Genomic DNA, 13549 nt, shown 5'->3' on the forward strand with positions numbered 1-13549 from the left:
GTTCGTATCCCTGACGTGCCGGCGTGACGCTCGAGGCCGGTTTTTCTCGATGACCGGCCTCGAGCGTGCATGCCGATGAGCGGAGGCGCGCAAGCGGGCCCCGCAGCAAAATCCGTGGTGCGCTTTCACCGGCCGTCACGGGGATCGTTCAGACGATCAGCCGTCCGTGACGGATTGCGCAATGGCCGATGACGGCATTTCCCCCCCGACGCATAGAAGCAATTCGGAAGTGACCGAATTCGCCGGTGCGACCCTTCGCGCGCTTTTCGCGACTTCACCGAAAGGGGCGCTGAACCCGGCGTCGGCCGAAGGGGAGAAAAGGCGAGGCGCGGACGCCTCAGCCAGCGATCTTCGAAAAATCCGCGAGTTTGCGTGTCGTGGCGCGCAGGGAGGAGAGGAGGCGCAGGCGGTTGGTGCGGATGGCGGGGTCGTCGGCGTTGACCATGACGGCGTCGAAGAAGGCATCGACGGCCGGGCGCAGTTCCGACAGGACCGTGAAGGCCTCGGGGTATTCTTCCCGTGTGATGTGGGCGTCGACATGGCCGGCGACGGTGTCGAGCACATTGGCGAGCTCGCGCTCGGCCGATTCGCTCAAAAGCGCCTTGTCGACCGCGCCGTCGAAGGCGCCTTCGCCGTCCTTCTTCTCTTCCGCCGCCAGGATGTTCAGTGCGCGTTTCGCGCCGGCCAACAGGTTCGCACCGGCATCGGTGTCGAGCATCGCGCCGAGCGCTTCGACCTTGCGCACGACGATCAGCAGGTCGTCGTCTTCCGGCGACAGGATCGCGTCGATCAGGTCGTGGCGGGCACCGGAATCGCGGAGCCAGACCTTCAGGCGGTCATGGAAGAAGGAGAGGAGGTCATTCAGAACCCTGCTGCGAACCTCGTCAGAGCGCTCAAATGTTTCGGCGGGTTGTGCGAGATCGCGCTCAATGACCTGATCCATAAGCGAATCTCCGCCAAGACTCGCTTCGAGTTCTCCTGCAATCTGAAATTCGCGATCGAGGCGAGGATCTCGAATGTGGTCCGCTACATCCTCTGCCGCGAAATCAAGAGTGGAGTTAATTGATAACCGCACCCCGTTCTCCAACAAGATCCGGATCACCCCCAACGCTGCCCTTCTGAGCGCATAGGGGTCCTTCGAGCCGGTCGGCTTCTCGTCGATGGCCCAGAAGCCGGTCAGCGTGTCGAGCTTGTCGGCGAGTGCGACGGCGATGGCGACCGGATCGGTCGGCACATCGTCGGTCGGGCCGAGCGGCTTGTAATGGTCCTCGACGGCGGTCGCGACGGCGACGTCTTCGCCCTGCAACTCGGCATAGATGCGGCCCATCGCCCCCTGCACCTCGGGAAACTCGCCGACCACCTCGGTCGTCAGGTCGGCCTTGGCGAGGACTGCGGCACGGCGGGCGTCGGCCGGTTTCGCGCCGACCTTCGGCGCCAGCTCCTCCGCCAGCTTGGCAATACGTTCCACGCGCTCGCCCTGAGTGCCGAGCTTGGCGTGGAAGGTGACGTTCAGCCGGTCGAGCTTGGCCATGCGCTGGTCGAGCGGCTTTGTCAGGTCGAGGCCGAATTTCTCAGCCGAGGCCTCCAACTCGCCGAGGTCGGGCAGGTCGGCCTGGTCAGTCTTCCAGAAATGCAGCGCGTCCGCCAGCCGCGCGCGCACCACCTTGCCGTTGCCGTGCACGATCTCCTTACCGCCGTCCTTCGCCTCGATATTGGCGACGAGGATGAAGCGGTTGGTCAGCTGGCGCGTTTCGGGATCGCGGCAGACGAAGCATTTCTGGTTGGTCTTGATGGTCAGCCGCACCACCTCGTCGGGGATTTCGAGGTAATCGGCCTCGAATTCGCCCATCAGCGCGACCGGCCATTCGACGAGGCCGGAGACCTCCTCCAGCAGGCCCTCGTCCTCGACCAGTTCCACGCCCTGCGCGAAGGCGAGGTTGCGCGCGTCGGTGGCGATGATGTCCTTGCGGCGCTCCGCGTCGAGCACGACCTTCGCCGCCTCCAGCTTGGCAACATAGTCGTCGAAGCGGCGCACCGTGATCGGCTCGGGCGCGTGGAAGCGGTGGCCGCGCGTCACGTTGCCGGAAACAATGCCGTCCACCTCGAAGGCGATGACCTTCGTCTCCTCGGTTTCGGGGCCGAAGGTGCACAGGATCGATTGCAGCGGCCGCACCCAACGCAGCGAGCCGGGCTCGCGCGAGGCCTTGCCCCAGCGCATGGATTTCGGCCACGGGAACGAGCGCACGATGCCGGGCATCGCCTCGGCGATGATCTCCTCGGCGTCGCGGCCGGGCTTGTTGATCACGGCGACGTAGAAATCGCCCTTCTTGGGGTCGGAGCGCAGTTCCGCCTCGTCGATGGAGGCGAGGCCCGCGCCGCGCAGGAAGCCGGCGATCGCCTTTTCCGGGGCGTCGGCGCGGGGGCCCTTGCGCTCCTCGGAGATGTCGGCAGAGCGGGCGGTCAGGCCGCGCAGGTCGAGCGTCAGCCGGCGCGGCGTCCAGTATTCGCGGGCGCCCTCATAGGTCAGGCCCGCATCCACCAGCGCGTCGGTGACGGCCTTCTTCAGGTCGCCCGCCGCCTTGCGCTGCATGCGGGCGGGGATTTCTTCGCAGAAGAGTTCGAGCAGGAGGTCAGGCATGGGAGGTCCGGTGCGGTCCGAGAGGTACAGTCTTGTCGCGGGGCGAATAGCAAGCCGGGGCGGTTCTGTCATCCCGCTTGCCGGCAAAAGCGGCTACCAGCCGCCGCCGCCACCCCCGCCGCCGCCACCGCCGGAAAAGCCGCCGCCGCCCGAAAAGCCTGACGAGGAGGATTTCGGCTTCGGCAGGGAGGCCGTGAAGCTGTTCGACATGGAGCCGGCGAGATTGCCCATCGTGTCGCCGATCCGATCGACGTCGATGCCGCGGCCGCGATACCAGCCGGGCCCGTGATAGGCGACGGCTGCCGCCGCGCCTGCCGCAACGGCGGTGGCGAGCCAGGCCTGGAAGGCCTTCGACCACTGCTTTTCCACGCCGAGCGCGACCGCATAGGGCAGCAGCGTCTCGAAATGCTGTGGCGACATCTGCGGCGCGCCGGCCATGTTCATCCGGTCCTTCTCGGCCACGGTCAGGTAGCGCTTCAGCCCTTCGATCTCGTCGGTCCGCTGGCGGCCGAGCCTCGTCGGCGCGCCCATCAGGAAGAAGAACAGCACGTTGACCATGGCGAGCGTGACCAGGGCGCCGATCACCATCGGGTCGCCGGTCATGTCGCGGACGCTCGTCCCGGCCAAGATGCCGGAATTGACCAGGATCGCGCCGAAGACGAAGAATGAGAAGACGAGCTGCAGCTTGCCGGCAAAGCCGTTGCGCAGCTGCTTGGCGATCGTGATCGAGATGATCGTGACGATGCCGCCGAAGACGGTCGCGAAGACGATCAGGCCGATCGTGTCGTCGCTCAGATTGCCGAGCGCCAGGGTCGCGATCGCCGTGACGGCAGACACGAAGACGCCCGGAATGATCCAGCCCATATTGGCCTTGTAGAAAACCGAGCGGTGCTCGCGCTCCATCGCGCTGCTGAAATTCGAGGCGAGCGACTTCACCTTGGTGCCGTTCGCCTTGTGAACGATCAGCGCCCCGCCATAGCTGGCGATCTTGTTCAGGAGCGCTGCTTCGCCGACGGGGAATTTCTCGCCGGTCAGCGGCTTGTCGGTGCGCTTGATGGTGATGGTGTCGCCGATGTCGCCAAGCTCAAGGTAGCCTTTCACGGCAAGGTTGATCGCCGCCGCCGAGATCGCCGGGAAGCCCTTGCGCTTAAGGCCCTTGTTCCAGATGTAATGCGTCAGCGCCGGCGAGACGCCCTTCGGCAGGTCCCAGCGCGGCACCATCACCCCGGCCGGCGGATCGCGGCCGACGCGCATCCAGGCGAAGAAATAGTAGAGCGTCACTAGCGTGACGCCGCCGACGGCGATCAGCGTGGCGATGTTGTCGCGAAGATACCAGGCGAATTTCTGCTCGTCCGACGGTTCGGCGATGACACCCTTCTGGAAGGCCACGGCCACGGTCAGTCCCTCGCGCGGTCCGAGCGCACGCGTCGTCTCGAAGGTGACGACATTGCCGCCCTGCGACAGGGTGGCGGTCGCGTTCTGCGCCTGCGATCCGTAACCGCCGGTATAGGCGACCGTGTCCTGCGCCGATCCGCCGTCCGGGAGGTCGATCACGGCAATCGCCTTGCGTATCGGGAAGATCCACTCCGTGCCGGTCGCGTTCCAGTAGACCTCGTCGTGATCGTCGAAAAAGCGGACCTGCCGGTCGGTGCGGTAGGTGAGTTGGTAGGAATAGACGCCCGGCGACAAGAACACGTCCTCCTTGCCGAGATAGACGCGCACCATGCTCTCGTTGCTGACGACGCGCGTCGTCTCCGGCCGGCCGTCGCGGGTCGCCGAGATCAGTTCGAAGCCGGCGCGGGCGGTGTTGCCGTTCTCGTCTTCGAACAGCACCGGGAAGTCGCGAAAGATGCCGCGGCGGATGTCGCGGCCCTCGGCGTTGACCCGGATCGTCTCGGTCACGAGATAGTCGCCATTCGCCCGCACGTCGACGTCGGAGCGAAACAGCAGGATTTCCTCGGCCGCAAGTGACGAGGCCGCCGAGGCGGCCAGCAGCAGGCAAGCGAGCAGGAAGGCAGGGATGCCGCGCAGCATGGAACGCTCAGTCCGTCAGGAGAACTTCACCTCGGGTCGCTCGCGGTCCGACGGATCCTCCAGTTCGAAGTAGTCCGCCCGCACGAAGCCGAAGCTGTTGGCGATCACGTTGGAGGGGAAGCTCTCCACCTTGACGTTCAGTTCGCGCGCCGAGCCGTTGTAATAGCGTCGCGCCATCTGGATCTCGCTTTCCAGCGTTTCCAGCGTGCCCTGCAGGTCGCGGAAATTCTCGTTCGCCTTCAGGTCCGGATAGGCCTCGGCGACCGCCATCAGCCGGCCGAGCGCCTGACTGAGCATGCCTTCCGCCGCCGCGCGGCCGGCAATGTCGCCGGCGGGCACCGACTGCGCACGCGTGCGCATCTCGGTCACCTTTTCCAGGGTTTCCTGCTCGTGGCCGGCATAGCCCTTCACCGTCTCGACGATGTTGGGGATCAGGTCGGCGCGGCGCTTCAACTGGACGTCGATGCCGCTCCATGCCTCCTGCACCATCTGGCGCACTCGCACCAGGCCGTTATAGGTGACGATGGCATAGCCCGCCACGGCGATGACGATGATCAGGATGATCAGGGTTGAGCTCATTTCGGGTCTCCGGATTCGCGCGCTGACGGAAGGTTAGCCGAACAATGTGAACGAATGAAGCGTCACGCCGGCATCAACGTCAATCAGTGGTGAACGCTGTCCATCCTGTCCGCCTGCTGGCGCCTACATCTGCGCGGGCGTCATCCAGCCGCAGGCCGAGCCGCTGGGCGACTGCACGATGGCGACGCGGCCCGTGCCGGGCACGTCGAACGGTTCGCGCAGGATCAGCGCGCCGACGTCCCTGGCCTTTTCCACCAGCGCATCGACGTCTTCGACCGCGAAATAGGTGAACCAGTGTTCCGGCACGGCGGCGAACATCGGATTGTCCATGGTGAAGATGCCGGCGACCGTCTCGCCGTCAGCGTTGCACAGATAGTAGGTCACGCCGCCGCCCATCGGCACGGCGTCGAAGGTCCAGCCCATCGTGTCGCCGTAAAACGCCATCGCCCGGTCGGCGTCGTGGGTGTTCAGTTCGGTCCAGTGGACCGTGCCGTGTGCGGTCATGAAAATTTCCTCCGATGGTTGTGTCGCAGGCTAGCAGATCGCCGCGCCGGACACGAATGACAATTTGGTTCGGGTGGCTCCGTAAGGGGTGAGCTGACGCTTCGCCGGACCAGACGCGAAAAAATCATTGAAACGTCACACCAGTGGCGGGGCTTCGGGATTAGGGACGCAAACATGCAACGCGACGGAGACACGATGCCCCGCCCCGAGATGTTCGAGCTGGAGGCCTTTGCCGCTTCCAACAATCCGCAACCGAATCGCTTCGTCGGTGTCCGGCTGAGCCGTGACGGCGTGTTCCTGCCCGAGGCGGGAAACACTGTAGTCTGCCACGTCGTGCCGGGTTCGAAGACGCAGGCCGCGCTGGCCGAGCTGCGCGAGCGGTTGCGCGGCCTGCCCTGGGGCCATCGCTTCGCCTTCACCGATCTGGAGAGCCTGCACATGACGCTCTTCCAGGGCGTGATCGAGACCCAGCGCGAGCCGCAATACTGGCCGCACGACCTGGCGGTGGACACGCCGATTGGCACCGTGACCGACTATTTCGCCGACAGGCTGGAGGATTTTTCGGGGCCGGGGCCGTTCGCCATGCGTATCGCCGAGGTGACGCCGCTCGGCCTGATGCTCACCGGTGCGACCGATGCTGACGAGGCGACCGCGCGTGCCTGGCGTGACGGCCTTGTCGGGCCTTTCGGCCACCGCACGCCCGGACATGACGCCTACACCTTCCACGTCACGCTGGCTTATGTCATCGACTGGCTGCCCGACGCGATGCTGCCCGATTACCGGCAAACGCTGGCCGAATTGACCGAGGAGTTCCAGCGCCGCATCCCGGTGCTGGAACTGGGCCCGCCCGCCTTTTGCACATTCTCCGACATGAACAGCTTTCCGCCGGTGATGACGCTGCCGGGATCGGGGCTCGCGCCGGTCTACGCCGCGCGGCGATAGGAGGGCGAGGCGCGTCGCGACTCAGGCGTCCTGCAGGGGGATCAGTTCCTCCGGACGCCAGCCGATGCGCGTGGCGTGCCGGCCGGTTTCGGTGCGGTCGGAATCGGTGAGCGCGATGATCTCGATGTCGCCCACCTTGATCAGCGACCGGGTCTGGCCGCCAAGATAGTTCTGCGTCTCGATGGAGCCCTCCACCGTGGCCATTGTCTCGTCGGGGCTGAAGACGACGGCTTCCTTGCGCAGCATGAATTTGCGTTTTCCGGCCGTCAGGTCGGACGCGTGGGCGAGCGGAACTTGGGTGCCGTCGGCAAACGTGCCGTGCCAGGTCTCGCCCGATCCCTGAACGTCGAGTTCGATGATGTTGGCGCCGCCCAGGAAGTCGGCGGCGAAGACGGTGCGCGGGCGGCTGTATATGTCCTCGGGGCTTCCCGCCTGCTCGATGCGGCCGCGATTCATCAGGATGACGCGGTCGGCGAGGCCGAGCGCTTCCGACTGGTCATGCGTCACGAAGATCGTGGTCAGGCCCAGGCTTTCATGCAGCCGCTTCAGTTCCACCTGCATGTCCTCGCGCAGGCGCGCGTCGAGGTTGGACAGCGGTTCGTCGAGCAGCAGCAGGTCGGGTTCGGCGACGATCGAGCGCGCCAGCGCCACGCGCTGCTGCTGGCCGCCGGAAAGCTGGCGCGGGAAGCGATCGGCGAGATGGTCGAGCTTGACGAGGGCGAGCGCCTCCAGCGCCTTCGCGCGCTGCGTCTCGCGATCGCCGCCGCCGCGCATGCGCAGCGGAAACCGCACATTCTCGATGACGGTCATGTGCGGCAGAAGCGCGTAGCTTTGGAACATCAGGGCGATGTTGCGGTGTTCGGGCGCCAGCCCGGTCACCGACCGGCCGGCGATGTGCAGGTCGCCGCCATTGGGCCGCTCCAGCCCGGCGATGATGCGCAGCAGCGTGGACTTGCCGCAGCCGCTGGGGCCGAGCAGGGCGATGAACTCGCCCTTGGCGACGTCGAGGTCGAACTTGTCGAGCACCACGAGGTCGCCGAAGCGTTTCACCACTGATTGGACGGACAATTGGGACATGGGACTCTCAGGCGATTCTGGACAGGCCGAAGACGCGGTTGAGCAGCACGACCAGAAGCATGGTCATGGCGATCATGACCGTGGACACGGCTGCGACCGACGGGTCGGGGCTGAATTCGAGCGTGGAATAAATGCGCATCGGCAGGGTTTCGACGCCCGGCGCGCGCATGAACAGCGCGATGACGGCGTCGTCGAAGGAGATGTTGAAGGCGAAGAAGGCGCCCGCCGCCATGCCGGTGCGGCACTGGGGCAGGATGACGAGCAGGTAGCGCTGCCACCAGCGCGCGCCCATGACCCGGGCCGCCTCGTCGAGATTGGGGTCGATGTCGGCGAGATTGGCCGACACGGTGCGGATCACATAGGGCATCGTGATCACGGTATGGCCGATCACCAGGCCGAGGAAGGACGGGCCGGCGGCGTAGCGGCTGAAGACGATGAGCAGGCCGATCGCGAAGATCAGAGACGGCAGGATCAGCGGCGACAGGAACACCGAGGCGATCGCGGCGCGGCCGGCAAAGCGGAAGCGCGTCAGTGCGATGGCAGCCGGCGTGCCGAGGGCAAGCGCCAGCACCACCGTTCCCAGCGCCAGTTTCAGGCTCGTCCAGCCGGCGTTGAGATAGGCGTCGGACCCCAGGATCTCGCCATACCAGCGCAGCGAAAGCCCCGGCGGCGGAAACACCAGGAATTCGCTGCTCGACAGCGAACTGGCGATGACGACGAGCAGCGGCACGAGCATGAAGAGGCCGACCGCGACGAGGAAGAAGGCCGTGGCGCCGAGCACCCAGCGAGGCGTTGCGCCGATCATGTGCGCCCCCCGACCCGGGAGGTGATGACCATGTAGGGCACGATGAGCATCAGCGTGATGACGAGCAGGATCACCGACAGCGCGGCGCCGAAGCCCCAGTCGAAGGAGCCGGTCATCTGCTGGTAGATGCTGCCCGCCATGACCTGCAGGCGCACTCCGCCGACGAGCGACGGCGTGATGAAGGAGCTGATCGACAGCGCGAAGACCAGCAGCGAACCGGAGGCGAGGCCGGGCACGGAAAGGGGCAATGTCACGTGATAGATGCTGCCGAAGAAGCCGGCGCCCATGGTTCGCGACGCTTCCTCGAGCGAGGCGGGGATCTGGCCGATGCTGCCGAGTGTCGTCAACACGAGGAAGGGCAGGAGCACCTGCACCATCGCCAGCACGACGCCGGTCTCGGTGTGCATCAGCGACATGCTCCGCTCGATCAGGCCGAGTTGTTGCAGGGTCCAGCTCAACACGCCGCCGGGCCCCAGAATGACGAGCCAGCCGAAGGTGCGGATGACGACGCTGGTCATCAGCGGCAGGATGATCAGCACGATGAGGATCGTGCGCAGCGTGGGGCCGGCGCGCGACATGACAACGGCGAGCGGAAAGCCGATCAAGAGGCAGAGCGCGGTGATGATGAGCGCGAGCCTGAAGGTGCGCAGCGCCACGCCGGCGTAGAAGTCGTCGACGACGACCTTGGCGTAATGCTCGAGCGTGAAGCGGCCGGCCTCGGCGCCGACGGTCAGGAAGCTCTGCGCGAGAAGCTGGATCGCGGGAAAGAAGAAGGCCAGCAGGAGGAAAAGCAGGCCCGGAGACAACAGGAGCGCGGGCTCGCGGCTCAGTCTCATGGTTCCTGTCGACATTCGTCAGTCCTTGCAGCCGCGACCGAAGGGCGTCGCGGGGAGAAAAAGGGGGAGCCGGCGGGCGGCTCCCCGAAGTGCATGGCCTATTTCGCGATCGCGCGAGACCAGGCTTCGTTCCAGGCGGAACGCTTGGCCGCGATCTCGTTGGCGTCGAACGTCACCAGCTTGGCGACGTCCTCTTCGCCATAGACCACCTGCGACGCCACCTCTTCGGACAGCTCCGCATTCTTGTTGGTCGGGGTGTAGCGCAGGGCCTCGGCCCAGCCCTTGGACGCTTCCGCCCGGATGGAGAAGTCGATGAACTTCAGGGCGAGGTCGCGCTTCTTGGTGCCCGCGACGAGGTTGACCGTGATCGGCGCCAGCACGCCGCCTTCATCCGGCTGAACGAACTTGACCGGCAGGCCGGCCTTGGTCAGCGTGTAGGCGTAGTCCTGCGCATAGGGCGCGATCCTGGCGTTGCCCTGCGCGAAGTTCTGCTGGATTTCCGGCGACTTCGACACGACGGTCGAGGTCGGCAGGATGCCCTTCACGAAGTCCAGGCCCGGCTCGATGTCGTCGAGGCTGCCGCCGGCGACCTGGTTCAGCATCAGGAAGCCGAGCAGGCCGTAGGTGTTGCTGGCAGCGTCGGTGATCAGGACGTGGTCGGCATAGGCCTCGTCGGCGATGTCCTTCCAGGAGGTCGGCGCCTCGGAGATCTCGTCGGTGTTGTAGAGAAGGCCGATGACCGCGGTTGAGTAGGTGGGGCCGATGCCCTTGTCGAGGCCGGCAACCGCGAAGGAATACATCTGGTCGTAGTTGGACAGTTCCGACGGCTCGATCGGCGACAGCAGGCCTTCGGCCGCGGCCGCATGCTCAAGTCCGCCGGAGAAGTGAACCACGTCGAATTGCGGGTTGTCCTTCTGGGCGCGGAGCTGCGCCAGCGTGTCGGCCGAATAGGCGGTCACCACCTCGACCTTGACGTTGTACATTTCCTCGAACGGCGTGATCACGAGATCCCGGTGGGTCTGCTCGTAGCTGCCGCCGAAGGAGTTGATGGTCAGGGTTTCCTGCGCCGAGGCGCCATGCGCGAGCGCGGCGAGCGTGACCGCTCCGATCGTGCTCATCAAAACGCTGGATCGTTTCATGCTTGTCGTCCTTCTCTGGATTGCGGTCGCGTTCGGGTTACGAAATACGGCCAATTTCTAGGGTCTTGATGCCCTCAACGCGGGTCATCCCGCAAGCCTTGGCGAATTCCTCCAGGCCCTCGGTTATCTTTCCGAACATGTTGCACGGTGTCCATCCGAGCGGGCCGTTGATGCGCGCGCCGGGGGCGTAGAAAATGCCGATTTCCCACAATTCGTCCGGAAGGCCCTTCATGGCGTTCTTGCCCTGGTAGAACCACAGGCATTCGCCGGCTTCCGGATAGCAGGTCTGGTTTTCGGCCGGCACTGCGGTCGGATCGAAGGTCTGGGCTTCCGCCGGCAGGCCCATCATGATTTCGGGCCCGGCGAACATCGCGTGGATCGCCGGCATGCGCACGGGCTTCTCCAGGGCTTCCCAGATGGTGCGACTGGTCTCAGGCGCACCGTCCTCATAGAGCGTGATGACGGCACGAGTGCCCGACTCGACGAATTCGGCATAGAGCTGCTTGGCTTGCGGCATGCGTGTTCTTGCGACCTCGAAACTGTGTTGGCTGGATGGGAAGAGTTGCACCGCCGTAATAAATTGTCTAATCAAAAAACCCATTTGATCGATAAAGAAAATTTATCATGAAAGCTCCGGCGCAAACTCCTGTCGAGGCGGGTGGCCTGACCATCAAGAACATGCGCACCTTCTTCTGGCTGGCGCGCCTGCGCAACTATCACGCCACCGCCAAGCAGCTCGGCGTGACCCAGCCGGCCGTGACGTCGCGCATCGCCAGCCTCGAGGACGAACTCGGCGTGCGCCTGTTCTCGCGTGACCGCCAGGTGGTCACGCTGACACCGGAAGGCCAGGATGCGCTCAGGCTCTGCGAAGGCGTTCTCGAAAGGGTCGACGACATCGTGATGCGTTTCTCGGGCACCGCCGAACAGGCCGGCGTCGTCCGCATCGGCGTCGTCGACACCGTCGCGCGAACCTGGCTGCCGGCCCTGCTCAACCGCGTGCAGGCGGAGTTCCCGAACATCGTTCTGGAGATCACCAACGAAAGCACCGTTGAACTGCATTCGATGCTGCGGTCCGGCGGCCTGTCGATGAGCATCACCATCGCGCCCTGTGACGAGGTCGATGTCGCCAACACCCAGATCGGTCGCTACGCGGTCGAATGGGTCGGCAGCGGCGAGCTCGTCGATGGCGACCGGGTCTATTCGGTGGAAGACCTGACGCGCCTGCCGCTGATCGGCTATCTCGCCAACAGTCCGCCGATGCAGCTCATGCAGCGATATTTCAAGGACGCGATTCCGCCGGGCGTCGTGCGCAACACGACCAACTCCATGTCCACCATGATCTGGCTGGCCGAGAACGGGCTCGGCATCGCGGCCATCCCGCCCCAGGCGATCCTGCAGCACCTGCGCGATCGCCGCCTGGTCATCATCAAGGCCGAACGCCGTTTCGATCCGATGCCCTTCTACCTGAATTGCCGGGTCCGGCCCTATTCGCCGGTCGTGCAGACGGTGGAGGCGCTTGTCCGCCAGGAAGCGGCGCGCTTCGCCGCCACGCAGTCCGACGGGCAGGGCACGTCGTCTTGAGGCGATCGCGGGCAGAACCGCATCGGGCTCGACCCCGTCACCGAAGCCCTTGGCCGGCGCGAAGGATCGACCTACGATCCGGCCGTCGAGAACACGGAGACGAGAAATGGAACTCAGTGCGGCCAAGGCCTCGTGTCGCGCCCGGATGCGCCTGTGCGCGCTGATCGCCGCCTGTGTTGCGCTCCCTTTCGGGCCGGTGCAGGCCGAGCCGGACGGCACATTCGTTTCCGGCGCGCGCGCCGGTGTGGTCGCGGGCGGCCATCTGGTCACGGCGGAACCCGACGGAAGCGGGGAGTTTTCCTTGGTCGTGCGCGAAACGGCGACGGGTGCGGAAACCGATCGTCTCGCCGCGCCGTCGCCGGAGTTCGACGCCTGGCCCGTGCTCGACGCGGTCGGCGACTGGATCACCTTCGGCGTGACGGATCCCGAAGTGCCCTGGCTGGAGGGCATGAGCCTCGATGGCGACGAGCGGCCGCGCGGCGGCGTTGCGCCATACCGCATCGGCCCCGACGGGCGCCTCGCGGCGCTGCCCCACCTTGCTCCGGACGATGGAGAGGGGTGCCTCTCGATGACCTTCGACACCGTCTCGACCCCGTCGGGCGCCCGGCTTGTGGCGCTCTGCCAGGAGGGCGGCGGTTCCGTGCTTCTTGTCGACGAGGGTGACGAGCGGGCGATGCGCCGCGTCGCCCGGATCGATCTTGCCGCCGAGACCCTGTTCGGCACTGTCGCCGTGCCCGACGAGGACGCGGATGCCTCGCCCGGGTCCGCCTATGTCGCGATCCGGGGCGCGGAAGGAGACGCCGCTGTCTGGAGCCTCGTCCAGGCGCGAGAGGGGCTCGACGCCCTGCCGATCATCACCGGAGACGACACGATACCGATCCGCGCCGTCGATGGCGGTGACGGTCCGGTGGACACGCTGATTCTGCCGGGCCATGGCGGTCTGGACGGCGCCTATGCTTTTGACCACGCGAGCGAAATCGCCTGGCGCTTCGCGCCGCCCGCCGATGGCTGGGCACCGCTTCTCGCCGCGGTGGACGATGCGGATGTCGTCATCGCATGGGCGCCGGAACCGCCCTCCGCGCCCTGGGTCGGGCAGATAGACGGCATGGCGCAGATTGCGTTCTACGCTGTCACGCCGCGTCCCGATCGGGGGCGCGAGACCTGGCTGGACCCGCGCAAGGTGTTGCAGATCGAGGCGCTCCGAAACCTGTGGCTCGGGCCGGACAGCCTCGTCGTCACGACGACGGACGGCGTGCGGCTGCTGCCCGTGGACTGACCGCCCCTCAACCCGCGAATTGCATGAAGAGCGGCCGCGCTTCCGGCCGCCGTGCTGTCCTGCAAATGGCGCAGCGCCACTCGTCCGCGGACGCGCAGTTTCCCTTGTGTACCTCAAGGTACAGACCCGCCTTTGTGC

The 13549-nt window shown here is 65.8% G+C and carries 12 protein-coding genes; 3 read left to right on the forward strand and 9 right to left on the reverse strand.

The genetic code is table 11. The features are described from left to right. Nucleotides 1–337: 337 nt before the first annotated feature. From glyS to MRY80_RS16755, 4 genes are all read right to left on the reverse strand, one after another. Entirely contained in the window at nucleotides 338–2638 is a 2301-nt protein-coding gene (gene glyS / locus MRY80_RS16740) for a glycine--tRNA ligase subunit beta (protein ID WP_293292196.1), read from the reverse strand. A 93-nt stretch (nucleotides 2639–2731) separates the two neighbouring features. Then, on the reverse strand, nucleotides 2732–4672 hold the full coding sequence (locus MRY80_RS16745; protein ID WP_293292197.1) for a DUF2207 domain-containing protein: 1941 nt from the start codon (nucleotides 4670–4672) through the stop codon (nucleotides 2732–2734). Between the two features lie 15 nt (nucleotides 4673–4687). Then, nucleotides 4688–5251 carry a LemA family protein gene (locus tag MRY80_RS16750; RefSeq protein ID WP_293292198.1) on the reverse strand — a complete coding sequence of 188 codons (564 nt, stop codon included), beginning with the start codon at nucleotides 5249–5251 and terminating at the stop codon, nucleotides 4688–4690. Nucleotides 5252–5374: 123 nt separating this feature from the next. Further along, nucleotides 5375–5755 (reverse strand): VOC family protein, encoded by a 381-nt coding sequence (locus MRY80_RS16755; protein WP_293292199.1) that lies wholly within the window; start codon nucleotides 5753–5755, stop codon nucleotides 5375–5377. A 174-nt stretch (nucleotides 5756–5929) separates the two neighbouring features. Here MRY80_RS16755 and MRY80_RS16760 point away from each other — a divergent pair, with 174 nt between their 5' ends. Continuing rightward, the gene (locus tag MRY80_RS16760; protein ID WP_293292200.1) at nucleotides 5930–6697 is read left to right on the forward strand and encodes a DUF1868 domain-containing protein; all 768 of its coding nucleotides are present in this window, start codon (nucleotides 5930–5932) and stop codon (nucleotides 6695–6697) included. Nucleotides 6698–6718: 21 nt separating this feature from the next. On the opposite strand, the gene MRY80_RS16765 is transcribed toward MRY80_RS16760, so the two are convergent. The 5 genes from MRY80_RS16765 to MRY80_RS16785 all read right to left on the reverse strand — a co-directional run bounded on the left by MRY80_RS16765 (nucleotide 6719) and on the right by MRY80_RS16785 (nucleotide 11071). Next, nucleotides 6719–7774, reverse strand: a complete 1056-nt coding sequence (locus MRY80_RS16765) for an ABC transporter ATP-binding protein (RefSeq protein WP_293292201.1) — start codon at nucleotides 7772–7774, stop codon at nucleotides 6719–6721. Nucleotides 7775–7781: 7 nt separating this feature from the next. Continuing rightward, on the reverse strand, nucleotides 7782–8579 hold the full coding sequence (locus tag MRY80_RS16770; RefSeq protein ID WP_293292202.1) for an ABC transporter permease: 798 nt from the start codon (nucleotides 8577–8579) through the stop codon (nucleotides 7782–7784). After that, a complete protein-coding gene (locus tag MRY80_RS16775) occupies nucleotides 8576–9430 on the reverse strand; it encodes an ABC transporter permease (protein ID WP_293292203.1) in 855 nt (284 codons plus the stop codon). Before MRY80_RS16775 ends, MRY80_RS16770 begins: the two co-directional genes overlap by 4 nt. A gap of 83 nt (nucleotides 9431–9513) precedes the next feature. Further along, complete coding sequence (locus tag MRY80_RS16780; RefSeq protein ID WP_293292204.1) at nucleotides 9514–10554, reverse strand: ABC transporter substrate-binding protein; 1041 nt, start codon at nucleotides 10552–10554, stop codon at nucleotides 9514–9516. Nucleotides 10555–10591: 37 nt separating this feature from the next. Beyond that, on the reverse strand, nucleotides 10592–11071 hold the full coding sequence (locus tag MRY80_RS16785; protein WP_293292205.1) for a DUF3830 family protein: 480 nt from the start codon (nucleotides 11069–11071) through the stop codon (nucleotides 10592–10594). Between the two features lie 107 nt (nucleotides 11072–11178). Here MRY80_RS16785 and MRY80_RS16790 point away from each other — a divergent pair, with 107 nt between their 5' ends. Continuing rightward, nucleotides 11179–12135, forward strand: coding sequence for a LysR family transcriptional regulator (locus MRY80_RS16790; protein WP_293292206.1), 957 nt, complete (start codon nucleotides 11179–11181; stop codon nucleotides 12133–12135). A 106-nt stretch (nucleotides 12136–12241) separates the two neighbouring features. After that, nucleotides 12242–13411, forward strand: a complete 1170-nt coding sequence (locus tag MRY80_RS16795) for a hypothetical protein (RefSeq protein ID WP_293292207.1) — start codon at nucleotides 12242–12244, stop codon at nucleotides 13409–13411. Nucleotides 13412–13549 lie beyond the last annotated feature (138 nt).

Source organism: Oricola sp., from assembly GCF_022763245.1.
Lineage (GTDB): Bacteria > Pseudomonadota > Alphaproteobacteria > Rhizobiales > Rhizobiaceae > Oricola.

What these genes read in the sequence shown, in the direction of transcription:
- MRY80_RS16775 (WP_293292203.1), bottom strand. Translation starts at nt 9,430, where the DNA reads ATGTCGACAGGAACCATGAGACTGAGCCGCGAGCCCGCGCTCCTGTTG.
- MRY80_RS16790 (WP_293292206.1), top strand. Translation starts at nt 11,179, where the DNA reads ATGAAAGCTCCGGCGCAAACTCCTGTCGAGGCGGGTGGCCTGACCATC.
- glyS (WP_293292196.1), bottom strand. Translation starts at nt 2,638, where the DNA reads ATGCCTGACCTCCTGCTCGAACTCTTCTGCGAAGAAATCCCCGCCCGC.
- MRY80_RS16785 (WP_293292205.1), bottom strand. Translation starts at nt 11,071, where the DNA reads ATGCCGCAAGCCAAGCAGCTCTATGCCGAATTCGTCGAGTCGGGCACT.
- MRY80_RS16750 (WP_293292198.1), bottom strand. Translation starts at nt 5,251, where the DNA reads ATGAGCTCAACCCTGATCATCCTGATCATCGTCATCGCCGTGGCGGGC.
- MRY80_RS16780 (WP_293292204.1), bottom strand. Translation starts at nt 10,554, where the DNA reads ATGAAACGATCCAGCGTTTTGATGAGCACGATCGGAGCGGTCACGCTC.
- MRY80_RS16760 (WP_293292200.1), top strand. Translation starts at nt 5,930, where the DNA reads ATGCAACGCGACGGAGACACGATGCCCCGCCCCGAGATGTTCGAGCTG.
- MRY80_RS16770 (WP_293292202.1), bottom strand. Translation starts at nt 8,579, where the DNA reads ATGATCGGCGCAACGCCTCGCTGGGTGCTCGGCGCCACGGCCTTCTTC.
- MRY80_RS16755 (WP_293292199.1), bottom strand. Translation starts at nt 5,755, where the DNA reads ATGACCGCACACGGCACGGTCCACTGGACCGAACTGAACACCCACGAC.
- MRY80_RS16765 (WP_293292201.1), bottom strand. Translation starts at nt 7,774, where the DNA reads ATGTCCCAATTGTCCGTCCAATCAGTGGTGAAACGCTTCGGCGACCTC.
- MRY80_RS16795 (WP_293292207.1), top strand. Translation starts at nt 12,242, where the DNA reads ATGGAACTCAGTGCGGCCAAGGCCTCGTGTCGCGCCCGGATGCGCCTG.
- MRY80_RS16745 (WP_293292197.1), bottom strand. Translation starts at nt 4,672, where the DNA reads ATGCTGCGCGGCATCCCTGCCTTCCTGCTCGCTTGCCTGCTGCTGGCC.